The organism is Hyphomicrobium sp. (assembly GCF_019753045.1).
Classification (GTDB): domain Bacteria; phylum Pseudomonadota; class Alphaproteobacteria; order Rhizobiales; family Hyphomicrobiaceae; genus Hyphomicrobium_B.
In genome coordinates, this window is sequence record NZ_JAIELN010000005.1 from 60,617 (window position 1) to 84,576 (window position 23,960).

Here is a 23,960-nt window from a genome sequence, read left to right on the forward strand (position 1 = left end):
TCCGGAATGAATGCAAGGCTTCAATCGAAATCCGGTGAAGGCGGCGGATCATTTTGCGCTGCACGATCGAAAACACCGAGAGCGAACAAACCAAATAGATATCCGCCGACGTGCGCTTCCCACGCGATATCACCCTCTTCGCCGAATTTACCGAAGCCGATGATCGCCAGCAAATTGATCGCAAGAAATGCGGCCGATACCAGGATAATGCGTTTGTCTCTTAATGCGCCTCTTAACGTTAGTGCCGGAATTGCAGACGGCTGTTCGCGAAGCAAATAGCCTTCGCCCCTATCGATCGCGGGAAAGAGAAACCGCATGACGCCGCCCATCATCGCGGAAATGGCGCCGCTTGCACCGATGACGGGCGCCAGCAGTTCAGGATTGAGGAATAGAAACAGAAGTGCGCCGCACATTCCGCCTGCTATCGAGAACGCTAAAAAGCGACCACCGCCGAGGCGCGCGCACAAGACGGATCCGAACGCGAGCATCCAAGCCGAATTGAACATGAGGTGGGTGATGTCGGCGTGAACCAGCATGTGCGTAATCCACGACGTGACTGACGACACGTCGCCGCCCGGCAGCTCGCCTGCCAATCCCGAATAGCGCGCGGGAATGAAAGCGAGTGCGAGCAGCCACCACATGGACTGGTCAGGTGTCAGAAACGACATCGCGGCGTGGACGGCGATCAAAACGGCAATGATCGCGAGGACCGTGCCGGGGACGTTGAAGATTGGTTCTCGGTTCACTGGCCGTCCCACTTTGATGCGATACGGCATCTCGCTGCCGGACGGCCGTTGTTAGCCGTTCGGTTCGAGCCGGGCAACACCGGGAACCCGCGCCCTCCAGCGGAAGATCTCCGGATGGCACGAAGGATGCTCCCCAACGGTCCATCGGGCCGCCGCGTTAGCGTCGTGCGCCGAAATGGTACGGATCGGCTTTTGCCGCGTCCGGCCAAGATGCAATTGTTGCAGGTGCCCGTTCGCATGAAAGAAGCTGTCAGCCAATCGCTGTTTACCTATTGGAACGACCTCCGAGGAGATCGGCTGGCGCCGAAGCGTTTCGAAATCGACCCCTCGAGCATTGCCCACTATCTCCCCGACACGTTCATTCTCGAGCGCGTCGATTATGCGACGCTGCGGTTCCGCCTCGCCGGCACACGGATCGGCGAAGCCTTCGGTATGGAATTGCGCGGACAAAGTCTTCTCGGGCTCTTCAACGAGGAAGACGCAGCCACATTGGAAGGGCAAATATCGCTCATCACATCGGAGGCCGCGGTCGGCATATTCGAGATCTCAGCCCATGACGGACGCAGTCACTCGGCCGCTTTCGAAGTCATGATCTTGCCTTTGCTTCACACGCGCGATGTCGTGGAACGCTACCTCGGTTCGGTCGTGCCGATCGACAGGCCGGAATGGCTCGGCAGGGTCCCTCTTCCGCATCGTTCGCTTGTCCGGCATCAACTCATCCGGCCCGACGGCGCGACACGCCGCGAGATCGAAACCGCCAATCGCCAGTCACCGTTCTGCCCAACCATTCGCGAGGCCCGGATCGTGCGATCGGCGCGGCGGCAATTCCGCGTCTATGAGGGCGGCCTCAGCACTTCGGCGAAGACGGATAATCTTTAGGACGGACATAACCTTACCCCGAGCCTATCGATTTTGATGCGCTGATTAGAACTTCATTAAGGAGGTCTTCGGCATAGTCGTTCTGGGCAGCGTTCATGTGTTGACACCGCGGATAGCGCCCAATGAACCCACCCCGTTCAGTCCCAAGGGTCGGCTATGTCCGTGCATTCGAGCATCATCCGGGAAGTCCTGCAGCAGACTGATGCGCTAAAGGCGGGAGACTTGCGCAAGCATCGCAGGGTTCCGCTTTCGCTTTCCGGCCGCTTTATGCGCCCTGACCGCACCGAATACACATGCCAGCTCAAGGACATCTCGGTCGGCGGCGCCGCGATCAGAACGACGGACGTGCCCGAAATTGGTGAGCGCGTCGTCGTCTACCTCGAGCATCTCGGCGGCCTTGAAGGCGTCGTCGCGCGAATTACGTCCGACGGCTTTGCATTTGCTTTTAAAGTCACTGAGCACAAACGCGAGAAGCTCGCGGCTCAAATCATGTGGCTGGTCAACAAGGACGACTTCCCCGATGAGGTCGGCCGGCTGCATGAGCGCATAGGAACTCGCGGAAGACGGACGACGTTGAGGGTCGAGGAGGGCGTCATAATTGACGTTGAATTGCTCGATGTTTCAGCATCTGGCGCTTCTATCGGCACTCCGGCACGGCCGCCGATCGGAAGCCTCGTAATTGCTGGAAAAACCCGGGCGATCGTTCGGCGTCACCACGGACACGGCATTGGTTTACAATTTCTGTCGCTGCTTTCGCCTGAGGCGTTGCGCGACAGATTCCCCTGAACAATACGCGTTGGTTGTGTGATGCCTCAAATCGCCCGCCGAGTTGCCAAAATCCTAAAGTTCAATTTGGATGTAACTTTAGTGCGAATGCCACGGCGGGCATTCATGCTAAAAGCAGCTGTCTCGCGTACTGTATCGTACCGTGTTCGAGGGCGTATCATGAAGTACGGTAGCGTAGCCATTTACTTGGCAGTTGGACTATTTGCGGCAGTAATGCCGGCGGCAGCGCAGCAGGTAGCGGTGGTCAGCCCCGCGACGCGAGCTCCGGAATTTATGCGGGTATACGGAAGTTCCCAACCGCCATATGGCTTTGTGGCTTTCTGTGATCGCATGCCTCAGGAATGTGTCGTCACCTCACCGGATGACGCGCGTTACCAGGCAACACCTCAGGCCTTGAGCGAGCTCGACGAGATCAATCGGGCGGTCAATCATGAGATTGAGCCTGCGACCGACCTCGAAGTTTACGGCGTTGTCGAATACTGGACGCTGCCGAAAACACGCGGCGATTGCGAAGATTACCAGCTTCTTAAGCGTCATCGTCTCATCGCGCGGGGCTGGCCGTCCTCATCGCTTCTTATGACGGTCGTTCGCGACGAAAAGAACGAAGGGCACGCCGTACTTACGGCCCGCACGACGCAAGGCGATTTCATCCTCGACAACAAGGTCGATGTCGTCCGGCTGTGGAACCAGACGCCTTATCACTACGTGATGCGGCAGTCGTACATGGATCCGAAGGTTTGGGTATCGCTCGATCCGAACGACGCCGCGACGCCTTCTGCGCTGTCGGGTGTTCAGTCGGTTAACCAGGGCATCATCGAGACGACGCCGGGGTATCGCTGATTGGACTATAGTGGAGAAAGAACTTCGCAGGCCGGGCATAAAACCGATCTTTGGCCGTTCCCCCGGCCTTTCCCCCCGATCGAGTCCGACCTGTTTGCGGGCCGCGCGTCTTCCCCCGAGACGCCGGCCCGCTTTTTTTTGGGGGGGGGCCGGTTCCTGCAAACTCGGTCAACGAGCTTTTAACGTCGGAATTTCAGGTTTGCGGCGTGAGGCCGGCCGCGTAGTGCTTCCACTTTTCGACGTAGCGCCGCGCGCCGCCGCCGAAGCGATGAGCTTCTTCGTCGCTCAGCTGACGAACGACTTTGCCGGGCGATCCCAAAACCATTGAGCGGGGGGGGATTATTTTGCCTTCGGGTATCAGCGCACCGGCGCCGATCACGCATTCCTCGCCGATCTCTGCACCGTTCAAAATGATGCTGCCGATGCCGACGAGGCTGCCGCGGCCGATGGTGCAGCCATGCAACATCGCCATGTGACCGACGGTGCAGTCTTCGGCAATGGTGAGCGGGAAGCCTGGATCGGTATGCAATACGCAGCCGTCCTGCACGTTCGAGCGCGCGCCCACGGTGATCAGTTCGTTATCGCCGCGGAGCACTGCGCCGAACCAAACGCTCGCGTCTTCCTCGAGCTTCACTTTGCCGAGGAGAACGGCGTTGGGGGCGACCCAGAACACGCCGTTTGCCGGCCTGCTCACGCCTATGCCATCGAATTTATAAAGGGGCATTCTGATCGGGCTCTAGACGCCTTCGAGGTCCATATCGAGGATCGCCATCTGAAATTGATAGGACGTCTCGCCCTCTTCGACTTCACGATAAAGCGTCGCGACGAACTCGCCATTGATGAAGACTTCTGCCATGTCGTCTTTCTTCGGCTGCGGCTTGATTTCGAGGCTGGTGGCGCCGAACGTTTTGCGCAGATACGACTGCAGGCGTGCGAGTTCTTCTTTCTTCAATGTCTTTCTCCTGAACGAATTTCAGAGGCCGCCGAAATCATCAACCCAACCCTGCTCCATTGAGCGGGCGGGTTCGGCGCAACCTGCGCTGCCGACGATTTTCGCGGGCACTCCGGCGACGGTTACGTTGGGCGGCACTTCGGCGAGAACCACCGATCCGGCAGCCACGCGCGAGCAACGCCCGACTTTGATATTACCAAGGATCTTTGCCCCCGCTCCGACCAGCACATTATCGCCGATCTTCGGGTGGCGGTCACCAATCTCTTTGCCGCTGCCGCCAAGTGTCACCGCGTGCAGGAACGAGCAGTTGTCGCCGACGACGGCTGTCTCGCCAACGACGAAACCCGTTGCGTGATCGAGCATGATGCCCTTGCCGAACTGTGCGGCCGGATGAATGTCGACCGCGAACATTCGCGACGACTGGCTTTGCAGATAGAGCGCAAAATCGTAGCGGCGGCTCTTCCACAGCGCATGCGCGAAGCGATATGTGACGAGGGCATGGAAGCCCTTGAAGTACAACAGCGGGTCGAGATAGCGCGTGCATGCCGGATCGCGATCGTAGACCGCCTGAAGATCGGCACGGAAAATTGCGCCGATGCCCGGATGCTCGGCTATCACGCTTTGGAATGTTTGCGAGATCAACCCTGCATCCACGTCGGTGTGGTTCAACCGCTGGGCGAGCCGATGGCAGACAGCGTCTTCCAGCATCTGGTGGCTGAGAACGGTCGCGAAGATGAAGCTGCCGAGCGCCGGCTCGGTCTTCATCGCGGCTTCGGCCTCGGCGCGGATCTGCGCCCAGATCGGGTCGACGATTTGGACCTTTGACGTCGCTGTCTTTGTGTTCGACACGTCTTGCCTCTAACACGGAATGAGGGCCTGGAGACCCGCGTATGCACACGCGAACCGGTCCAAATTAGCAACAGGCGAATTAACGCCAGCGTAAACCCCGGTCAATCGATCGGGCGATTAACATATACACTTTCTCGCCGCCGCGTGCATCTGCCGCCCTGGCCCCGGTTTGCGGGCCGTTTTATTGCGCCTTAGATGGCCGCCGGAATACCGGAATAGAAGGATCAAGACGCATGGCTCAGGCCGCGGAAGTCGCCAACCCGACGCTGCGATATGTCAAGGACGGGGGCATTGGCTGGATCACGGCCGACAATCCGGCACGGATGAACGCGCTCACGGCCGCCATGTGGGAGGCTATTCCAGGTGCAGTCGCGGAAGCCGTTGCCGATCCAGACGTCCGGGTCGTCATTTTGCGCGGCGCGGGCGACAGGGCCTTTTCGGCCGGCGCCGATATTTCCGAATTCGAAAGTTCCAGGACCGGGAATGCCGCCCAGATCTACGACACGTTGAACGACAACGCCTTCAACGCCCTCATCGACTGCGCCAAGCCGACGATTGCCATGATCCATGGATTTTGTCTCGGCGGCGGACTTGGCCTTGCTCTCTGCTGCGATATGCGGATTGCGGACGATGCGAGCCAGTTCGCCATTCCGGCGGCCAAGCTTGGGATTGGCTACAATGCACGCTGGGTGCGGCCGATCCTTGCCGCTATCCCGGCGGCGCGCGCCAAGGAACTCTTATTCACTGGACGCCGTTTCCGCTCCGCCGATGCAGAGGCGATGGGCCTCGTTTCGCAACTCGTGACGACGGCCGAACTCGAGGCGACCGTCAGGGCGCTGGCGCTGGAAATTGCCGCGAACGCGCCTTTGTCCGTTGCGGCCGCGAAGCAGGTGATCGACGAAATCTCACGTCATCCCGAGAATCCCGATATGGACCGCCTCGATGCCGCCGTCGCTGCCTGTTTCGAAAGCGAAGACTATGCCGAAGGCCGCCGGGCATTTCTTGAAAAGCGCAAGCCAGTATTCAAGGGCAAATGATTTGACCGAGCGCATGACCTGGTTTCGCATTCTTGGTTCCGTGGCCGTCGTCTCCTTGACGGCGACGGCTGCATGGGCAGGCGACAAGACATTGCTCGAGGCGTGTTTTTCGCCGTCTGCACTCGCAGCCGTTCAGGGCGAAGAGACGATCACAAAGGGCAATCGATCTTTCGATGCTCAGATCAAAATCAAGGGCTTTACGCCTGCCTCTCCCGTTGCCGATGCGCTCCGCGGCGCGATCCGTCGCGTCAACCTTCCGCCCGGCGAGAAAGCGATTGCGCTGACGTTCGACCTTTGCGAGCAACGTGGAGAAATCGCCGGTTACGACGGGCGAATTTTCGACTATTTGCGGCAGCAGGGCGTCAAGGCAACGTTCTTTGCGGGCGGAAAGTGGATGGTTTCACATCAGCAGCGCACCGCACAGCTGATGGCCGATCCATTGTTCGAAATCGGCAATCACACCGAAACGCATGCGAACCTTCGCCTGTTGCAACCCGCTGCCGTGAACCAGCAGGTGCTCGCTCCGCAAAAGGCATATGAAGACGCACGCAGCCGCTTCGGTGCGCAACAATGCGTTGCGTCGTCATCGCCGGACTCGATGAGCCGCATTCCAGTGCAACCGACGCTTTTTCGCTTTCCCTATGGGGCCTGCAATGATGCGTCGATGAAAGCCGTCAACGATGCGGGCATGCTTGCGATCCAATGGGACGTCGCCACGGGCGATCCCGATCCGCATGAATCCGCTGCCCGGATTGCGCAAGCGATGGTGAACGAAGCGAAGCCCGGCTCGATCATCGTCAATCACGCGAACGGGCGGGGCTGGCACACTGCCGAAGCGCTCGCGATCGCTATTCCGAAGCTGAAGGCCAAGGGCTATAAATTCGTGACGGTCAGCGAATTGATGACAATGGGCAAACCAGTGATCACGTCCGAATGCTACGATCGCAAGCCCGGCGACACCAATCGCTACGACTTCCTCGGCGCTCTGCAGCATCCGCTGAATTCGACGGCCAAGAACGCCTCCGACAAGAACGGGGCGACCGCCGCCGCTTCGTCCCCGTCCAAATCAAAGACAGCCAAAAGCACTTTGCAGAACCCCCTGGCGACCGATAACTGAGATGACGGGAGCCGACACACTGCCGGTCTCCCCTCGCGCGGTGACGTTCGAGCCGATGACGGCCGAGGCGGCGCAAAGCCTCGGAGCGGCGCTGGCGCAAATCGATCCGTGGGCGCGCTACGAGTACACGGGCGAGACGCTCGCCGCGTTCCTTGCGGGCGAGGAGCCGGGTGCACAGCGTTTCCAGATCATCGTCGATGGCGTGCTCGCGGGTGCAATTGTCATCCGGAGCAATTGGCTCCGGGGATCCTATCTGCAGTTTCTCGGAATCCTGCCGGCGTTCCATCGCCAGGGCGTCGGGCGCTCAGCGCTATTGTGGTTCGAGCGCGGCTCCGAGGCGAGCGGCGCCCGCAATCTCTGGGTCGTCGCTTCCGATTTCAATGCCGGCGCGCAGGCCTTCTACGAACGGCATGGCTTCGCTCGCATCGGGATAATCGACGGGCTCGTTGCCGACGGCGCCGGAGAAATTCTTTTTCGAAAACGGCTAACGATTGGTTGAGGCGGCGAACGCAGCGCGGCTGAGTTGCCTGGACCGCTAACGAGCCGTTGATACCTCTGAGCCTCCTTGCCGGCGTACGCCACTAACGTCGTGGTGAATGCAAGCAATTAATTTTGGATCGTTATTGTGCGGCGCATCTCAACCATTCCGCAGTTATGACGGGATGCGATCCATCCTCATGCTCATCGCGACAACCGCGCATTTGCAGGGCTTTTTGAAGAGAGCGCCCCATCGCCACGAGAGCTGCGGTCTTTGCTTATGGTTTCAGCCGTCGGCGATGCGCGGAGATTATTCGATTCAACGGTGACGCCGCTTCTGCGACGCAAAATGCTTTTTGCTTGTCAGCGATGTCGGCTGTTGCATAGCTTCCGGCGGACGCTTCGAAGAAAGCGAGACGAATTCCAAGGCCTTCACAAGGGGGGGCCAGTGGCAAGGCTCTGCAGGGCGAATTAACTCTCTTGCGGTATGATTGTCGTTTGGATTTCGTGGAACTGGTCGTGCTCGGGACCCATTGAGAGCGACCGTCTGGAGGAAATGCCTGAAACAGTAATCCCACGCACGATGCTCCAAGGAGCCAACGAGACGGGGGACTATTTCTGGGATGTCTGGCGCGAGCCAAACGACCATACGGCGCGGGACCGAAAAGCGGACCGCGCCGATTTTTTTGGCCAGACGAGCCCTCAGGCGGCCGCGGCTCTGGCGGACCGTTCGTAGTTCAAAACGGGGGCGAGCCAACGCTCCGCTTCTTCGACAGTCCATCCCTTGCGAGCCGCGTAATCCTCGACCTGATCCCGCTCCACCTTGCCAACACCGAAATAGTGGCTTTCGGGATTTGCGAAATAAAGCCCCGAAACGGATGAACCGGGCCACATCGCGTAGCTCTCGGTCAACGTGATGCCGGTGGTCTTTTCAACGTCCATCAGCTTCCAGATGGTCGCCTTCTCCGTATGGTCGGGCTGGGCCGGATAGCCCGGCGCCGGGCGGATGCCTTGGTACTTCTCGAGGATCAAATCCTCGGCCGAAAGTTTTTCGGATTTCGCATGGCCCCACAGCTCCTTGCGAACCTTTTCATGCATGGCTTCGGCAAACGCCTCCGCCAAACGATCGCACAGCGCCTTCGCGATGATGCGGTTGTAGTCGTCGGTCTTTTTGATGTGACGCTCGATGGCTTCTTCTTCGCCAAGGCCCGAAGTCACGGCGAAAGCGCCTATGTAATCGGCGATCCCCGTTTCCTTCGGTGCGATGAAATCGGAAAGCGCCACGTGAGCGCGGTTGCGCGTCGGATCGCGGGCGATCTGCTGACGAAGGGTATGCAGCGTCGCCATCCCTGCGGCGCGCGTTTCGTCCGCATAGAGCGCAATATCGTCGCCGATGCTGTTCGCCGGCCAGAAGCCGACAATGCCAGATGCCGTTACCCATTTTTCGGCAACCATGCGCTTCAGCAGCGCTTGGGCGTCGTCAAAGAGCTTCTTCGCTTCTGCGCCGACTTTATTGTCGGTCAAGATTTGCGGGTAGCGGCCCGCGAGTTCCCATGTCTGGAAGAACGGCGTCCAATCGATATAGGGAACGAGCGCCGCGAGGTTGAAATTCGCGAAGGTGCGCGTGCCGAGGAAGCTCGGCTTTACCGGCTTAAACGCCTGCCAATCGATCTTGAACTTGTTGTCGCGAGCAGCCTTGAGAGTGATGCGCTGTTTGCGCGCTTCGTTGGCGAGATGGGACTCGCGAACCTTGGTGTACTCGGCTTGGATGTCCTGAACGTAAGGCGTTTTATCGGTATCCGACAGCAGCTTCGAGACCACGCCAACGGCACGGCTGGCGTCGAGAACGTAGACGGCCTGCCCACGGTTGTAGTTCGGATTGATCTTGACGGCCGTGTGCACTTTGCTGGTCGTCGCGCCGCCAATCAACAGCGGCATCGAGAAGCCTTCGCGCTCCATCTCACCTGCTACGAAGCACATCTCGTCGAGCGACGGCGTGATGAGACCGGACAGGCCGATCATGTCGACCTTTTCCTTCTTCGCCGTCTCGAGGATTTTCGCGGCGGGCACCATGACGCCGAGATCGATGACTTCGTAGTTGTTGCACTGGAGCACAACGCCGACGATGTTCTTACCGATGTCGTGGACGTCACCCTTGACCGTCGCCATCAGGATTTTGCCCGCGGCAGGCTTCTGGTCGAGGCCCGAGGCTTTCTTCTCGGCTTCGAGGTAGGGCTGCAGGTAAGCAACAGCCTGCTTCATGACGCGCGCCGATTTCACGACCTGCGGCAGGAACATCTTGCCGGCGCCGAAGAGATCGCCGACGACGTTCATGCCGGCCATCAGCGGGCCTTCGATGACGTGCAGCGGCTTTTCCGCCTTGGCGCGCGCCTCTTCCGTGTCGACCTCGATGAAGTCGGTGATGCCGTGAACGAGCGCATGGGTTAGCCGCGCTTCGACGGGCGCCTCGCGCCATGTGAGATCTTTTTCCTTCGCCTTCGCGCCGCCGCCGTCGCCTTTGAATTTCGGCGCGGCTTCGAGCAAGCGATCGGTTGCGTCAGCTCGGCGATTGAGGATCACGTCCTCGCAGAGTTCGCGCAGCTCCGCCGGAATGTCGTCATAGAGCGCGAGCTGACCGGCGTTGACGATGCCCATATCCATGCCAGCCTGAATGGCGTGGTAGAGGAACACCGAGTGCATCGCCTGGCGCACCGGCTCGTTGCCACGGAAGGCGAACGACAGGTTGGAAACGCCGCCCGAGATATGGACGAGCGGCATCTTCTCCTTGATCTGACGCGCGGCTTCGATGAAGGCGATGCCGTAGCTGTTGTGCTCTTCGATGCCGGTCGCGACGGCGAATATGTTCGGATCGAAGATGATGTCTTCCGGCGGAAAGCCGACTTTCTCCGTCAGGAGTTTATAGGCGCGCTCGCAGATCGAAACCTTGCGCTCTATCGTGTCGGCTTGGCCCTCCTCATCGAATGCCATGACGACGACGGCCGCGCCGTAGCGCAACACCTTGCGTGCATGCTCGAGGAATGCGCCTTCGCCTTCCTTCATCGATATCGAATTGACGATAGCCTTGCCCTGCACGCACTTGAGGCCCGCTTCGATGACGCTCCATTTGGAACTGTCGATCATGATCGGAACGCGGCTGATGTCGGGTTCAGACGCGATCAGATTGAGGAACGTCGACATCGCCTGCTCGGAATCGAGCAAGCCTTCGTCCATGTTGACGTCGATTATCTGGGCGCCGGCTTCCACCTGCTGGCGTGCGACGGTGAGAGCTCCCGAATAGTCGTTCTGCTCGATCAGCTTCCGGAACTTGGCTGAACCCGTAACGTTCGTGCGTTCACCGACGTTGATGAAGGACTGTGCTGCGTTGGCTGTGGTCATTGTGCTCTGTTCACCCATGAACGAACGGTTCGAGACCGGAGAGGCGTAGGCGCGGCTCGTGCTTCGGGAGCGCACGCGGCTTATAGGATTTCGCGTGGCTTGCTATGTGCGCGATGTGGTCGGGCGTCGAGCCGCAGCAGCCGCCGATGACGTTTATCAAACCATCGGCAAGCCAAGGCTCGACCTTGCAGGCCATCTCGTCGGGGCCTTCGTCATACTCGCCCATTGCGTTCGGCAGGCCGGCATTCGGGTAAGCCGAGATACGCACGTCAGCGACATGCGAGAGCTCGGCGATGTACGGCCGCATCAACTCGGCTCCGAGCGCGCAGTTGAGCCCGATCGAAAACGGCTTCAGGTGCCGCATCGAGTACCAGAAGGCTTCGGCCGTTTGCCCAGACAGAGTCCGGCCCGAACGATCCGTGATCGTTCCGGAAATCATGATCGGCAGCTCGAGATCTTTTTCCTCGAAGACTTCCAAGGTCGCGAAGCCCGCGGCCTTGGCGTTCAAAGTGTCGAAGATCGTCTCGATCAGAATGATGTCGGAACCGCCGTCGATCAGTCCCCTCACCTGCTCCTTGTAGGCTTCGCGCAACTCATCGAAGCTGACGTTGCGATAGCCCGGATTGTTGACGTCAGGTGAAATCGACGCCGTGCGATTGGTCGGCCCGACGGCGCCCGCGACGAAGCGCGGCTTCTCCGGCGTCTTTTTCGTCCATTCGTCAGCCGCGCGACGAGCAAGCTTCGCCGCCTCGACGTTCATTTCATACGACAGCTCTTCCATGTGGTAGTCGGCCATGGAAATGCGCTGCGCATTGAACGTGTTGGTCTCGATGATGTCGGCGCCGGCTTGCAGATACTTACCGTGGATCTCCTGGATGATCTCCGGCTGCGTCAGCACGAGCAGATCGTTGTTGCCCTTGATGTCCTTCGAATGATCAGCAAAGCGCTCGCCGCGATAATGTTCTTCGCCGAGCTTGTATCGCTGGATCATCGTGCCCATCGCACCGTCGATGATCAGGATGCGTTCGCTTGCGGCCTTTTCAAGCGCGGCCCAACTTGGTTTGCGTCTCATATCACGCCTCGACTTTCCTGAAATTTCACGCCGCGTCCGCGTTCGCCGCCCTGACAGAGCGCAAGCCCAGCAGATGGCAAATTGCGTAGACGAGATCGGCGCGGTTCAACGTGTAGAAGTGGAATTTCTTGATGCCCTCGTCGACGAGGTCCATCACTTGCTCGGTCGCGACGGCCGCTCCCACGAGATGGGAGGTGGCGCTGTCGTCTTCCAGCCCTTCGAAACGGCGAGCGAGCCAGGACGGCACGCTCGCGCCCGCGCGCTTCGCGAAGCCCGCGACCTGCTTGAAGTTATGGATCGGCACGATGCCTGGAGAGATCGGGACCCAGATGCCTGCAGCACGGGCGCGCTCGATGAAGCGCAGGAAGTGCGTGTTATCAAAGCCGAACTGCGTGATGATGCGATCGGCGCCGGCATCGACCTTGGCTTTCAGATTTTCGATATCCGCCTCGATCGACGGGCTTTCGGGATGCGTCTCGGGATAGCCCGCAACCGAAATTTCAAAATCCGCGATGGCCTTCAATCCCGCGACGAGGTCGGCTGCGTTTTTGTAGCCGCCCGGATAGGGCTCGTACTTCGCGCCGGTTCCTTGTGCCGGATCTCCGCGCAGGGCGACGATGTGGCGAACGCCCTCCTCCCAATAGGTCTTGGCTACGGCGTTGACCTCTTCCTTCGTGGCGTCGACGCAGGTGAGATGCGCGGCGGGCTTCAAGGGCGTCTCTTTGATGAGGCGGGTGACCGTCGCGTGCGTGCGCTCGCGCGTCGATCCGCCTGCGCCATACGTCACTGAGACGAATTCGGGGCCGAGCGGCGCGAGGCGCGTGATCGAAGACCACAGCGTCTCTTCCATTTTTTCGGTCTTCGGCGGGAAAAATTCGAAGCTGACGAGGATGTCGCCCGATCCCAGCAGCTTGCTTTTGCGTTCATTGGTTTGTGCCATCAACCTGCCCCCTCGCGCACTTCTTCTGCAGGTGCGCCTATTCTTGCGACCGATGCCTGCGCCGCGGGACGTTCCGCCAGCCAGATCGTAACGGTCAGGATTTCTTCGCTGTCGCCGTCCTTAGGTTTCAGATCCTCGGTCGACTTCGGAACGAGGCCGGCATCCTTGAGCCAGCCGGTGACCTGTTCGTTCGGGAAGCCAAGCCGCTCGTGCGCTTCGCGGGATCTCAAGAACTCGAGATCATGCGGGGCGAAGTCGATGATCAGCAGCTTGCCGCCGGGAGCGAGCACGCGTGCGGCTTCGCGAATGGCGAGTGCCGGATCGGATAAAAAGTGCAGCACCTGATGCATGACTACGACGTCGGCCTGCCGGTCAGCGAGCGAGAGCGAATAGATATCGCCGTGCCGCACCTGCGCGTTGAGGCATCCCTTGGACTTCAGATTGGCCTGCGCGTAGTTGAGCATCGCCTGGTTGACGTCGAGGCCAAGACCGCGCGTGAACCGGTCTGCGAAAAGTTCGAGCGTGCGGCCGGTCCCGGTTCCAAGATCGACGAAGAGGCCGAATGGCCCCTCGCCTATCGCTCGGCGCATGGCCGCTTCGACGTCGTTTTCGGCGACGTGCAAGGTTCTGATCCGATCCCAATCGGCGGCGTGCTGTTCGAAAAACGCCTGAGCGGTGGCTTCGCGCTCGCGTTTCAGGGCTTCCGCGCGCTCACGATCTCGCCGGACCGAAGCCTCCGCCGGATCGACGTCCGAGACGAGGCGCAGCGCCAAGCGGCCGCCAGGCTGGCGATCGGAAATATGAAAATAGACCCAGCTGCCGTCGCGGAAGCGCTCGATCAGGCCAGCTTCGCACAGGAGCTTCAGATGGCGGCTGATCCGCGGCTGGCTTTGGCCGAGGATGAGAGTCAGATCCTTGACGTTGAGTTCGCCGCCCGCGAGCAGGAGTAAAATCCGCAGACGCGTCGGCTCGGCCGCTGCTTTGAGCGCGGCAACGAGGTCAGCGGTTCGCATTTCGGGCGATCGGTGCATGCACCACAACATATAAAGATATCTTTATGTGTCAAGTAGCCCCGAGGTCAATTTCGTTAATTGAACGCCGATACGCGGGGGTTAACGGCCTTTTAGCTATATTCGCAATAATGTGCGCCGTTAGGTCTGCGGGGATCGAGTTCGGAATGCGGCGTCAGGATTTTGAAGTCATTGAGGTTTCGAGCAGCCCCTTCAGGTTGCCGATCGTACTTCGCCAGACCAACTCGAAGCTTTCCCGAGTTCCGGGCCTCGTCTTGATGATCATTCTGGCCGCGCTGATCGTCGGCCCGCAGGTGGGCTTCGCGGCCTACGCGATAGCTTCTCCGGAAGTCCGAAGCGCGATGATTGCACAGCCCTTGGTTGCGATAGAGCTGGCGCTTGCTCTCGTCTTCTGGGTCGGCCTCATCGTTTGGCCGTTGCGCAACATTCTCTTCGCTTTGCTTTCGGACCGGGAGGTCGATATCCGCGATGGCGAGGTCAAGGTGATTGACCGGACTGCCTTTTCCAAGACTTTCTGGCGGATGCCGCTGGCAACCTACGAGGGTGTTGCCGTGCGTGTGCGTTCGTCACTTTCGGGTGTGCGGCAGGAAGCGGTCCTTGTGCATCCAAACAAAAATCGCAGCATCGTTTTGATGGCCGCTGAGCATATCGGGGCGCGAGAAGTCGAGGAGCTTTGCAATTTGCTGAGCCTTCCTTCTGCTCCGGTCGAGCGCCGTTTTGGTGCCGGTAAGCAGGCCTCGGGCCGAGAAAATGCTGTGGCAGCGTAGCCATCCGGCATCGTTTTGACGTGATTGTTGCCTCTCTAACGCGACGTGAGGCTTGTTTCGAAGCAGTGAGGACGGCAGAGTCTGGTTGAGCAACCTGCCACTTCCGGTTTTTTCAGGGGACGACTATGCGAGGGTTTGACATGTTGTGGGCATTTTCACGGATCCGCTCCGCTGGTTGCCTTGCCATTTTGGTCGCTTGCTTTGCCGCCATTTCTGCCGGGGGAGCGTGGGCTGAATCTCCGGCTGTCTACATGCAGCGCGTGCAGAACGAGTTGATCGTCGCGCAGAAGTCCGGCGGGGTCGCACAGTTTGCCAACGTCCTGCGCCAGCACATGGATGTGCCCGGCATCGGCTTGACGGCCCTCGGTCCTCATGCCCGGACGCTGCCGAAGGACGAGCGTCCGACGTATTACAACGGCATGATCAATTTCATCGCCAAGTACGCGGCCAAAGAAGGCCCGAAGTACATGGTCAGAAGCGCTGTCGTGACGGGTCAGGGCCCTGGTGACGCCGGCGGCACGAATGTCGATAGCCGCATCACGTTGATGACTGGCGAAAGCTACGACATCCGCTGGCTCGTGATGAAATCGGGGTCAGGCTACAAGGTTCGCGATGCGCAGGTGGTCGGCTTCTGGATGACGTCGTTCCTTGACGATCTTTTCCAGAATTACATCACCGAGAACGGAAATAATCCGCGCGCCCTTGTATTGGCTCTGAGCCGGTAACATCTGCCATCGGGCGGTTTTCGCCTGATGTGCGTGTGCAATTGCCGGTAGTGGTCACGGAATAGCTTGCAAATCACACTTCCATCGGCCGGCGCCGAGAATTTTGACAAAGGGCCGTACTCATGGTCCTTGTCGAACGGGGACGGGAAATGTCGACGCGCACGTTCTATAAGAGCTGTGCGCGTTCTGTCGTGAGTGGGGATTGGAGACGGGCAATGAATTCTCTGAAGTTGCGTTTTGTGTTCGGGATGGCGCTTGCGGTGGGCCTCGGCACAGCGATGTCGATGTCACCGGTGTCGGCGCAAGATCAACAGCCGCCAGCCGCTGAGAGCGATCAAGCGGCGCCTGCCGCTGAGGGCGGCACGGATACCCTCCCGGCCGCGGGGAATGGGTCGGAACAGGCTGCGCCCAGCGCAGAGCCCGCGCAGGACGGCGGGGCATCGGCCCCTGAAGCTCCGGCCGAAGCTGCTGCGCCGGCCGAACACCAGGAAGCTCCAGCTGCAGCTGAGGGTGCTGAAGCGCCCGCATCAGGAGCATCAGCCGTCTCGGCCAGCGACTTGAAAATCGGAGCCGCGGTCTATGGCGCCGACGGCGCGAAGATCGGCGAGGTCAACGGCGTCAAATCCGACGATGCCGGCAAGGTTCAGGAAATTCTCGTTACCGACGGCGTTGCAGCCGGCATCAACGCGAAGGTCTTCGCCATTTCCGGCGACAAGATCACAAGCGTATCCGATGGCGTGAAGCTGTCGCTCAGCTCGGAAGATGCGAAGAAACTTCCGATCATCGACAACAGCAACGGCTGATCAGTTCACAGAATCTTATTTTGGAAGCCGCGCTTTTAACCGAAGCGCGGCTTTTTGCTGTGAATTCTCCGTGTTCAACGGAATTTGCCGGCCGGTTCTCTCGCAATCGGCTCGCCGCTCGCATATGCAGGTCCTCCGACCTCAACCGCATCAGCCGCGTCGGAGAATGGAAACGTCATGCGCAGCACTGGCTTCCTTGCCCTTATTTCGTGTGTCTTATCGGTGTTCGCACTCGTCGTTGGCATTGGGGTAGCTGCGGCGGACGAAGCTCTCGATACGAGCAAGCTCCCACGCGTCCCTGGCACGAAGGACATCTTCGCAAGTCCGTCGTCCACGATTTTCACGGCGCCAGGCGCTGTCACCGAGGCGGCCGACGGTACCCTCGCAGCGCTCACGGCAGCGGGTTGGCAACCGTATGCGCCAGCCTTCGGCGAGCCGATGAAGAGCCCCACCATGGCAATCGCGAACTTGAAGAAAGGCGCGATTGGCCTTTCCGTGTTCATCACCGTCGCGCCGGCACAGAATAACGCGACGAGTGTCACCTATACCCTGGTAGCCATTGCGAACGACTTGCCGTTCCCCAAGGATGCGACGGACATCAAATTCGACGGCGACCGTCCGTTCCTCTCGTGCGTGACGGCCGGCAACCTCGCGGCAACATCGGATTTTCTCCGCACGGAGCTGATCGCGCGCGGCTGGTCGCCATGGTCGGTGAAGGACAACGCCAAGTCGGCCTACGCTGACGAGAAGACCGAGAAGGGCCTCTATGCCTACTACGTTCGCGATACCGGCAAACCTCTGATCCTCGTGCTGCAGAGCGCGGATGACGGCAAGACGACCGTGAAGATCGAGGCCGTTCCCCCTGAAGTCCTGCACCCGGCCGAGAAGAAGGAAGCGGCGAAGGCGTCTGAACCTCCGCCGGCACCGGCAGCCAAACCTCAGGACAAGGTCGGCGATGCCATGGATGATCTGGCGGCAAGCATCATCAAACAGGCGCAGCAGTCGGTCGCTGACGCGATGTCGGGCGCAAAGCCCACTGCCCCCGACACGGCCGACAGAGTTTCTGACGCGCCCGCGGAAACATTGACCGTTCTCGACGGCAACACAGCGCCCATTCCGGTTCCGTCGACAGCGGCCGACGTCGACTTCGACGGCGCTAGCGGCAAACTTGAATTCAATTCGTCATCAAGCGTCAAGCAACTCGCAGCCTTCTACAGGAGCCAGATGAAGATGCTGGGCTGGAAGGAAGAGAAGTCCGTAATCAACCAGGCGAACATGGTGGTGCTGGCATTCCAGAAGGGCGAGCAGGACGTTTCGCTCACTCTGATGAAGATGGGCGGCGCGGTCAACGTCAGTGCCAGCGGGTCGGCACTCGAGAAACCGGAGGCGACGGAGGAAGCTGCAGCGAGCAGTGATGCTGCGAGCGCGCCGGTGAATGAGCCGGAAAAGGAGCTTGAAGCCGAAGATGCCGGAGGCCTTCCGGTGCCGAAAGAGCATTCGCTAAGCGGTAGCGAGCAGTCGATGTTTCGTCACGGCGCTAATGCCAACGTTCCGGCGAAGCTCACCTCGGTGCTCACCTTCTATCGTCGAGAGCTCGGCAAGCGCGACTGGAAAGAAGATCCGTCAAAGTCGGTCATCAAGGACGACGCTGCGGAGGTTCACTACGCGACGGCTGAGGGCCCCGCCGTTCTGAAGCTCGGGCGCGCCAATGGCGAGACTACGGTCGCCCTCAGTGTCCGCGAGGACGATAAGGCGAAGAAATCCGGGTTGCTGGCGAAGCCGGGGCAGACGAAGCTTCTGATTGGCAACTTCCTCGAGACCGAAGCCGTCATCACCATCGCCGGGAAGACGATCAAGGTTCCAGCCGGCGCAGGCAGCAAGGGGCCGGACGGGCCAACGCTCGACGTTGCGCCCGGCAAATACCCTTACAAGCTCAAAGGTGGCGCCAGCGGCCCTGCACCCGACGATCCGGTCGAGGTCGGCGCCGATGAAATCTGGGGCCTGATGATCGGCCCCGGCGGCGTATTGCCGGTTCAGATGTATTGAGGCCAGCCTGGACGGACACGCTCTCGGACTGGATGTGCGTGTCCGTCTGTCAGCTGGCCTCGGATGGCGTCACCGTTCGAAGCGCTTGAACTTGATCCGGTGCGGCTCCACGGCCTGATCACCGAGACGGCGCTTCTTGTCTTCTTCGTAGTCGGCGAAGTTGCCTTCGAACCATTCGACGTGGCTGTCGCCCTCGAATGCGAGGATGTGCGTCGCGAGACGATCTAGGAAGAAGCGATCGTGCGAGATGACCACGGCGCAACCGGGAAAATCTTCAAGAGCTGCTTCCAGCGCGCCGAGCGTCTCCGTGTCGAGGTCGTTCGTCGGCTCGTCGAGCAGCAGCAAGTTGCCGCCCTCCTTCAGAAGCTTGGCGAGATGCACGCGGTTGCGTTCGCCGCCGGACAGCATGCCGACCTTCTTCTGCTGGTCGGCTCCCTTGAAGTTGAACCAGCCGCAATAGGCGCGGCTCGGAACTTCCTTTTTACCGCCGAGCAGCATTTGATCGAGGCCGCCTGAGATCTCTTCCCAGACCGTCTTCTTGTCGTCCAAATGTGCGCGGGACTGATCGACGTAGGCGATCTTCACGGTATCGCCGAGACGGATCGAACCCTTGTCCGGCTGTTCGACGCCGGTGAGCATCTTGAACAGGGTCGTCTTACCGGCGCCGTTCGGACCGATGACGCCGACGATGCCGCCTGGCGGCAGCTTGAACGAGAGATCGTCGATCAGAAGCCGGTCGCCGAATGCTTTGCTTAGGCCCTCTGCTTCGATGACGATGCCACCGAGGCGCGGTCCGGTCGCGATCTGGATGGATGCGCGTCCGTTTTCCTCGCGGCCGGCTTCATCGGCCAGCTTCTCGTAGGCGGTGATACGCGCCTTCGACTTGGCCTGGCGTGCTTTCGGCGACGATCTGATCCATTCGAGTTCGCGGGACAGAGCCTTCTGCTTGCCTTCCTCCTGCGCCTTCTCGACCGCCTCGCGCTTGGCCTTCTGTTCGAGCCAGCCGGAGTAGTTGCCCTTCCACGGCACGCCCTGCCCGCGGTCGAGTTCGAGCGTCCACTCAGTGATGTTATCGAGGAAGTAGCGGTCGTGGGTCACGAGGATGACGCAGCCCGTGTACTCTTTCAGATAGCGTTCGAGCCAAGCGACGCTCTCGGCGTCGAGATGGTTGGTCGGCTCGTCGAGGAGAAGAATGTCGGGCTTCGACAGCAGAAGTCTCGTCAGCGCCACGCGACGCTTCTCACCGCCCGAAAGCTTCGTCACGTCAGCGTCGCCCGGCGGCGAGCGCAAGGCATCGAGCGCCTGCTCGACCTGCGCGTCCAGATCCCACAGGTTCTGCGCGTCGATCTGATCCTGGAGCGCCGTCATCTCATCGGCGGTCTCTTCCGAATAGTTGGCCGCGATTTCGTTGTAACGGTCGAGAATGGCCTTCTTCTCCGCAACGCCCTCCATGGCATTGCCGAGCACATCCTTATCGGGATCGAGTTCCGGCTCCTGCGGAAGATAGCCGACCTTGATGCCGTCGGCGGCCCAGGCTTCGCCCGTGAAGTCGTCGATGCGTCCGGCCATGATTTTGAGGAGCGTCGATTTACCTGCGCCGTTGAGGCCGACGACGCCGATCTTGGCGCCTGGCAGAAACGACAGCGAAATGTCCTTCAGCACCTGCTTGCCGCCCGGGTAGGCCTTGGACAGCTTGTGCATGTGATAGACGTACTGATGTGCAGCCATACGCGGCGCCTCGTTGGGAGTAAGGTTTAGGGATTGGGGGCCTTCCTACCCGATTGTCGCGACTTCCTCAATTGCATCATTGCGCCCATGTGCGACGTGCCGCGGCGCGGCTTTTGGGGCGGGCCGGAATGCCTCATCTAGCTGTCGCAAACGGCGCAGGGCACAGAGCAAAATCAGGCTCCGCCTTGACCGTCACCAGGCGGGATTTTTGACGCCGGTAAAGAAATAGACGCCGAGACCGATGGTGAAGACCAGCCATCCCCAGAGGACGTGCTCCATATAGACCGCCGCGAACGATCGGGTGCGCTCGTATCGCCACGCCAAGAGCAATCCGATGACGAAAGTTCCTCCGACCGCGATCCAGTTGCGGAAGAGGATGTGGCCAAATCCGAATGCCAGGGCGTTGGCGAGGATCAGGCTCCATCGGGAATGAAACAACGGTCCGTAGCGGTGGAAGAAGAATACGCGGTACGCGAACTCCTGAGCCAGCACCGACGTGAAAGGATAGAGCACCATGATCTTCAGCCAGAGGCCGGGTCGCTCGGCGGCGAGTGCGAACAAGCGCTCTGGCATCATTACCGCGACCAGCGAGCCGACGAACGCGCTGCCGACGATGAATGTGCCCAGAATCGAGAGTGCGGCCGATCTTGTTACACCGCGGCTCGCTTCCGTTTTCAGGCTGAAGGTGCGATCGTAATAGAGGAACGCAACGAACGCGATGAGCACCGGCGGCAGCGCGTAAAACAGCGGCACGCCGTAATCGAAAACTGCAATCCGCATCAGCAGTGGGGTTCCGACGTAGATCAGCCCGAACTCCGTCCAGAGCTGCAGCCTGCGCCGTTCCGAAGGATGAATAACGTCGAGAGATTGCGCGAGCGTTCCGCCAGCGCAGAGATCGGCAGAACCGGAGACCACATCTTTCGAGGAGAAGGCTGTCGTCATCTCGTCTGCACCTCTCGCCTCCCCTCGTTACGTCTTTGCCTTGACCAGCCCCGGGAGCATTTCGGCACGCCGGAGCCAGCGTTTCGCTATTTCTGCGGCGATGACATCCGCCGAATGCAACGGTTCATAGGTCCACGACGGCAGCGGTTCACCAGATGGGGGCAACGGCCTCGTCGCGCCATAGGACGCGAGGCCAGAGTGGAAACGGTTGAACTTCGCGCTTCCGCCGGAAGGGGAAAAAATAAAGATCGGCCGACCCGTCGCTGCCGCCTCGCACGTCATGCTGACGCTGTCGGCGGTGATGACGAACATATCCGCGTGGGCGACAAAATCGGGATATGGGTTCTGCCCTTCGCCATCCCAGAAAAAGGCGCGCTCGGCCGCCACCGAGTTTTTGATCCGAGCTGCGAGCCGCTCGGGGGTTCTCCTGGAGGTTGTAATCATCAGCCCTGCACCGCTTGCCGCGAGCCCCGCCAACGCGTCCACCAAGCGCTCCTCATCGGCCGGCGAATACCGGTAATAGCCGTTCGGACCGCCGATCAGGCAGGCAATGCGGGGCTTCGGCAGCCCGGCGATCCTCGGCGGCGGGTTGGTGTGGAGTGCGCGCAGCCGCGCGGGCGAGAAGCGATGCGGGGCCGTCAGAGTCGAGATGACGTTCGGGCCCCGGCGCCGATCGTGCGCGGGGACCCATATGAGGTCGGCGCTATTCGCTCCCGTCCGGGGGTCCATCAGGATGACGGTATATGTCTCGAGGCCGGCGCGCCGGCGCAGGGCGCGGATGTAAGGTATCGTCGTGCGGCCCGTGGCGAACGCAAACGCCGGCCACGGCGGGTCGAGACGCAGCCTGTCGCCATTGGGCGCCTCGGGCGGCAGCGGGCCCCAGGGAGCCATAAACTTGTAGATGCCCGCTATGTCGACACGTTGAATTTCGGCCTGCAGACCGAGCGCCTCGACGACGCCCAGGACTTGAGCTTCGTGGCCCGCCTTGCCATCGGAGAAGATCCAGGCCGTTTGCCCCTGGAACATGCCTGAATATGGAGCTGAAGGCGGGTCGCTACGTGCCATGATGGATTAACTTATGGGCTCCTCGTGTCGGCTACGCCGCGGCTGCCGACGATCTTGTTAAAGAAATAAGCGAAACTTCGTGCGCCCTTCTACATTCCTGATATTACTCAAATCTCCCTGTAGTGGCGCGGCTCCATGGCAATTGAACTCGACGAAACGGACTGGCGGATCTTGCGAGAGCTGCAAGCCGACGGACGAATTACCAATATCGCTCTCGCCAACCGCATCGGTTTATCGGCTCCGCCCTGTCTGCGCCGCGTACGCGCGCTGGAAGAAGCCGGACTTATCGCAAGCTATACTGCTCTCGTCGATGAGGTAAGGCTCGGTTATGCGCTGACGGCGTTTGCGATGGTGAGGCTCCATAACCAGGCGGAGTCCGATCTCCGTTCATTCGAAAACAGAATTCTCGGCTGGCCACTCGTCCGTGAGGCCTACATGCTGTCCGGCGAAAGCGACTTTATACTGAAGTGCATTGCTCGCGACCTACAACGGTTCCAGAGCTTCGTGCTCGATGAATTGACCGCGGCACCCAACGTCGCCAGCGTCAAAACCTACCTTACGATCCGCCGAGCAAAACGGGAGCCCGGGGTACCGATCACAGTGGCGGGACCAGACGGGACTTGACAGAAGCGGGTATTGCGGAGGGCCGATGGCAACCTTTTCTGATCTGGCGCTTCGGATTGGAAGACCGCTCATAGTCTCGGTTGTCAGCATATTGCCTTCGGCCGCCGCCACGTCGGACGATCTCTACAATAGCTATTTCGCGAATGTGCTCGACGGCGCACCCTGCTTTGCCCGGACGTATGACGAAGCCCATCTCAAAGATCATCCGGATCAGCGCGTCCGCAAAATCGAGATCGACCTTTCGAAGAAGAATTCGGACGGTACGCCGAACTCCGCCGACCGGTTTGAAATCGGGTTCGGGCTCATGCTGACGAGCGGCCCCGAATGGTATGGACAGGCCGCGAGCTGCAAAACCAACGATGCCGATTTCGAGTGCTTTCTCGAAGGCGACGGCGGCGTGTTTCGCCTCTCGCCTCAAAACGGCGGCGGGCTCCGCCTAGAGACCGGAGAAAGCGGGATCGCGCTACAAGGCGGCGCAGGCGACATCGAACTCTCCGGAAAAGCCGGAGAGGATCGCGCTTTCGATCTTACTCAATCGAAGGAAGAGTGCCGGTCCGCTTCTGCGTTCTTCGAAGGCGGCAATGAGTAGCCAGCCTGTGGAGCGAGAAGCGCGAGCCTGAGCCCGTGGCTGGGGCTTAGCCCCAGTTCACCTGCAATACTTCAAGCGTACGCGTCCCCTTGGGCGTCGTGACGTCAACACTTTCGCCCTTGGATTTGCCGATGAGCGCGCGCGCGATGGGAGACGAAATGGAAATTCTGCGGTTGCGCAGATCCGCTTCCGTGTCGCCGACGATCGTATAGGTGACCTTGTCGCCCGAATCTTCGTCCTGCAGCGTAACCGTCGCGCCGAACTTGATCGTGTCGCCGGAGAGCTTCGTAATATCGATGACTTCGGCGCGGTTGATCTTGTCTTCGATCTCAGCAACGCGCGCTTCGTTGAGGCCCTGCTGCTCCTTCGCGGCATGATATTCCGCGTTCTCGGAGAGGTCGCCATGGGCGCGTGCCTCGGCGATCGCGGCGATAATGCGCGGGCGCTCAACAGCCTTCAGGCGGTGCAGTTCATCCTCGAGGTTCTTGTAACCCTCAAGCGTCATCGGCACCCGTTCCATCATGTTCTCCAAAGTCTTTCGAACGGCTA

Annotated in this window: 22 protein-coding genes and 1 pseudogene; 12 read left to right on the forward strand and 11 right to left on the reverse strand. The window is 60.2% G+C overall.

Annotated elements, in window-relative coordinates; translation table 11 throughout:
* Window positions 1–20: 20 nt before the first annotated feature.
* A complete protein-coding gene (locus tag K2Q04_RS05400; protein WP_291160331.1) occupies window positions 21–746 on the reverse strand; it encodes a rhomboid family intramembrane serine protease in 726 nt (241 codons plus the stop codon).
* Between the two features lie 114 nt (window positions 747–860).
* On the opposite strand from K2Q04_RS05400, the gene K2Q04_RS05405 reads away from it, so the two are divergent.
* From K2Q04_RS05405 to K2Q04_RS05415, 3 genes are all read left to right on the forward strand, one after another.
* The gene (locus K2Q04_RS05405) at window positions 861–1,625 is read left to right on the forward strand and encodes a PAS domain-containing protein (RefSeq protein WP_291160334.1); all 765 of its coding nucleotides are present in this window, start codon (window positions 861–863) and stop codon (window positions 1,623–1,625) included.
* Between the two features lie 156 nt (window positions 1,626–1,781).
* Window positions 1,782–2,411 carry a PilZ domain-containing protein gene (locus tag K2Q04_RS05410; RefSeq protein WP_291160337.1) on the forward strand — a complete coding sequence of 210 codons (630 nt, stop codon included), beginning with the start codon at window positions 1,782–1,784 and terminating at the stop codon, window positions 2,409–2,411.
* A 159-nt stretch (window positions 2,412–2,570) separates the two neighbouring features.
* Window positions 2,571–3,251: a transglutaminase-like cysteine peptidase gene (locus tag K2Q04_RS05415; RefSeq protein WP_291160340.1), complete on the forward strand. Its 681-nt coding sequence runs from the start codon at window positions 2,571–2,573 to the stop codon at window positions 3,249–3,251.
* A gap of 193 nt (window positions 3,252–3,444) precedes the next feature.
* Here K2Q04_RS05415 and K2Q04_RS05420 read toward each other — a convergent pair whose 3' ends face one another.
* The 3 genes from K2Q04_RS05420 to cysE are packed head-to-tail and all read right to left on the reverse strand — an operon-like array spanning window position 3,445 to window position 5,052.
* On the reverse strand, window positions 3,445–3,975 hold the full coding sequence (locus K2Q04_RS05420) for a gamma carbonic anhydrase family protein (RefSeq protein WP_291160343.1): 531 nt from the start codon (window positions 3,973–3,975) through the stop codon (window positions 3,445–3,447).
* Window positions 3,976–3,987: 12 nt separating this feature from the next.
* Window positions 3,988–4,203, reverse strand: a complete 216-nt coding sequence (locus K2Q04_RS05425; protein WP_291160345.1) for a DUF3126 family protein — start codon at window positions 4,201–4,203, stop codon at window positions 3,988–3,990.
* Between the two features lie 21 nt (window positions 4,204–4,224).
* On the reverse strand, window positions 4,225–5,052 hold the full coding sequence (gene cysE / locus K2Q04_RS05430) for a serine O-acetyltransferase (protein ID WP_291160348.1): 828 nt from the start codon (window positions 5,050–5,052) through the stop codon (window positions 4,225–4,227).
* Between the two features lie 233 nt (window positions 5,053–5,285).
* On the opposite strand from cysE, the gene K2Q04_RS05435 reads away from it, so the two are divergent.
* From K2Q04_RS05435 to K2Q04_RS05445, 3 genes are read left to right on the forward strand one after another with little or no spacing between them, the layout of a single operon-like run.
* Complete coding sequence (locus K2Q04_RS05435) at window positions 5,286–6,089, forward strand: enoyl-CoA hydratase (protein ID WP_291160351.1); 804 nt, start codon at window positions 5,286–5,288, stop codon at window positions 6,087–6,089.
* A gap of 13 nt (window positions 6,090–6,102) precedes the next feature.
* Window positions 6,103–7,206, forward strand: coding sequence for a polysaccharide deacetylase family protein (locus tag K2Q04_RS05440; RefSeq protein ID WP_291160354.1), 1,104 nt, complete (start codon window positions 6,103–6,105; stop codon window positions 7,204–7,206).
* A gap of 1 nt (window position 7,207) precedes the next feature.
* Entirely contained in the window at window positions 7,208–7,705 is a 498-nt protein-coding gene (locus K2Q04_RS05445) for a GNAT family N-acetyltransferase (protein WP_291160357.1), read from the forward strand.
* Window positions 7,706–8,385: 680 nt separating this feature from the next.
* Here K2Q04_RS05445 and metH read toward each other — a convergent pair.
* The 3 genes and pseudogenes from metH to K2Q04_RS05460 form a co-directional block, all read right to left on the reverse strand.
* Window positions 8,386–12,151, reverse strand: a pseudogene (metH, locus tag K2Q04_RS05450) (methionine synthase).
* Window positions 12,152–12,176: 25 nt separating this feature from the next.
* Window positions 12,177–13,091 carry a methylenetetrahydrofolate reductase [NAD(P)H] gene (gene metF, locus K2Q04_RS05455; RefSeq protein ID WP_291160359.1) on the reverse strand — a complete coding sequence of 305 codons (915 nt, stop codon included), beginning with the start codon at window positions 13,089–13,091 and terminating at the stop codon, window positions 12,177–12,179.
* Entirely contained in the window at window positions 13,091–14,104 is a 1,014-nt protein-coding gene (locus K2Q04_RS05460) for a metalloregulator ArsR/SmtB family transcription factor (protein ID WP_291160362.1), read from the reverse strand. The genes metF and K2Q04_RS05460 overlap by 1 nt, the downstream gene beginning before the upstream one ends.
* A 164-nt stretch (window positions 14,105–14,268) precedes the next feature.
* On the opposite strand from K2Q04_RS05460, the gene K2Q04_RS05465 reads away from it, so the two are divergent.
* From K2Q04_RS05465 to K2Q04_RS05480, 4 genes are all read left to right on the forward strand, one after another.
* Window positions 14,269–14,889 carry a hypothetical protein gene (locus K2Q04_RS05465; protein ID WP_291160365.1) on the forward strand — a complete coding sequence of 207 codons (621 nt, stop codon included), beginning with the start codon at window positions 14,269–14,271 and terminating at the stop codon, window positions 14,887–14,889.
* Between the two features lie 140 nt (window positions 14,890–15,029).
* The gene (locus K2Q04_RS05470; RefSeq protein WP_291160368.1) at window positions 15,030–15,614 is read left to right on the forward strand and encodes an ABC transporter substrate-binding protein; all 585 of its coding nucleotides are present in this window, start codon (window positions 15,030–15,032) and stop codon (window positions 15,612–15,614) included.
* A gap of 215 nt (window positions 15,615–15,829) precedes the next feature.
* Window positions 15,830–16,417 carry a PRC-barrel domain-containing protein gene (locus tag K2Q04_RS05475; protein ID WP_291160370.1) on the forward strand — a complete coding sequence of 196 codons (588 nt, stop codon included), beginning with the start codon at window positions 15,830–15,832 and terminating at the stop codon, window positions 16,415–16,417.
* Between the two features lie 177 nt (window positions 16,418–16,594).
* Window positions 16,595–18,463: a hypothetical protein gene (locus tag K2Q04_RS05480; protein WP_291160372.1), complete on the forward strand. Its 1,869-nt coding sequence runs from the start codon at window positions 16,595–16,597 to the stop codon at window positions 18,461–18,463.
* A 69-nt stretch (window positions 18,464–18,532) separates the two neighbouring features.
* Here the strand turns inward: K2Q04_RS05480 and ettA are convergent, their stop codons facing one another.
* The 3 genes from ettA to K2Q04_RS05495 form a co-directional block, all read right to left on the reverse strand.
* Window positions 18,533–20,191, reverse strand: a complete 1,659-nt coding sequence (ettA, locus tag K2Q04_RS05485) for an energy-dependent translational throttle protein EttA (protein WP_291160374.1) — start codon at window positions 20,189–20,191, stop codon at window positions 18,533–18,535.
* A gap of 192 nt (window positions 20,192–20,383) precedes the next feature.
* Window positions 20,384–21,133 carry a type II CAAX endopeptidase family protein gene (locus K2Q04_RS05490; protein WP_291160376.1) on the reverse strand — a complete coding sequence of 250 codons (750 nt, stop codon included), beginning with the start codon at window positions 21,131–21,133 and terminating at the stop codon, window positions 20,384–20,386.
* 27 nt (window positions 21,134–21,160) lie between these two features.
* On the reverse strand, window positions 21,161–22,198 hold the full coding sequence (locus K2Q04_RS05495) for a mitochondrial fission ELM1 family protein (RefSeq protein ID WP_291160379.1): 1,038 nt from the start codon (window positions 22,196–22,198) through the stop codon (window positions 21,161–21,163).
* A gap of 135 nt (window positions 22,199–22,333) precedes the next feature.
* Here K2Q04_RS05495 and K2Q04_RS05500 point away from each other — a divergent pair, with 135 nt between their 5' ends.
* Both K2Q04_RS05500 and K2Q04_RS05505 read left to right on the forward strand, forming a co-directional pair.
* On the forward strand, window positions 22,334–22,822 hold the full coding sequence (locus K2Q04_RS05500) for an Lrp/AsnC family transcriptional regulator (protein WP_092869575.1): 489 nt from the start codon (window positions 22,334–22,336) through the stop codon (window positions 22,820–22,822).
* Window positions 22,823–22,847: 25 nt separating this feature from the next.
* Window positions 22,848–23,411 (forward strand): hypothetical protein, encoded by a 564-nt coding sequence (locus K2Q04_RS05505; protein WP_291160385.1) that lies wholly within the window; start codon window positions 22,848–22,850, stop codon window positions 23,409–23,411.
* Between the two features lie 46 nt (window positions 23,412–23,457).
* Here the strand turns inward: K2Q04_RS05505 and greA are convergent, their stop codons facing one another.
* Entirely contained in the window at window positions 23,458–23,931 is a 474-nt protein-coding gene (gene greA / locus K2Q04_RS05510; RefSeq protein WP_291160387.1) for a transcription elongation factor GreA, read from the reverse strand.
* Between the last annotated feature and the right edge of the window lie 29 nt (window positions 23,932–23,960).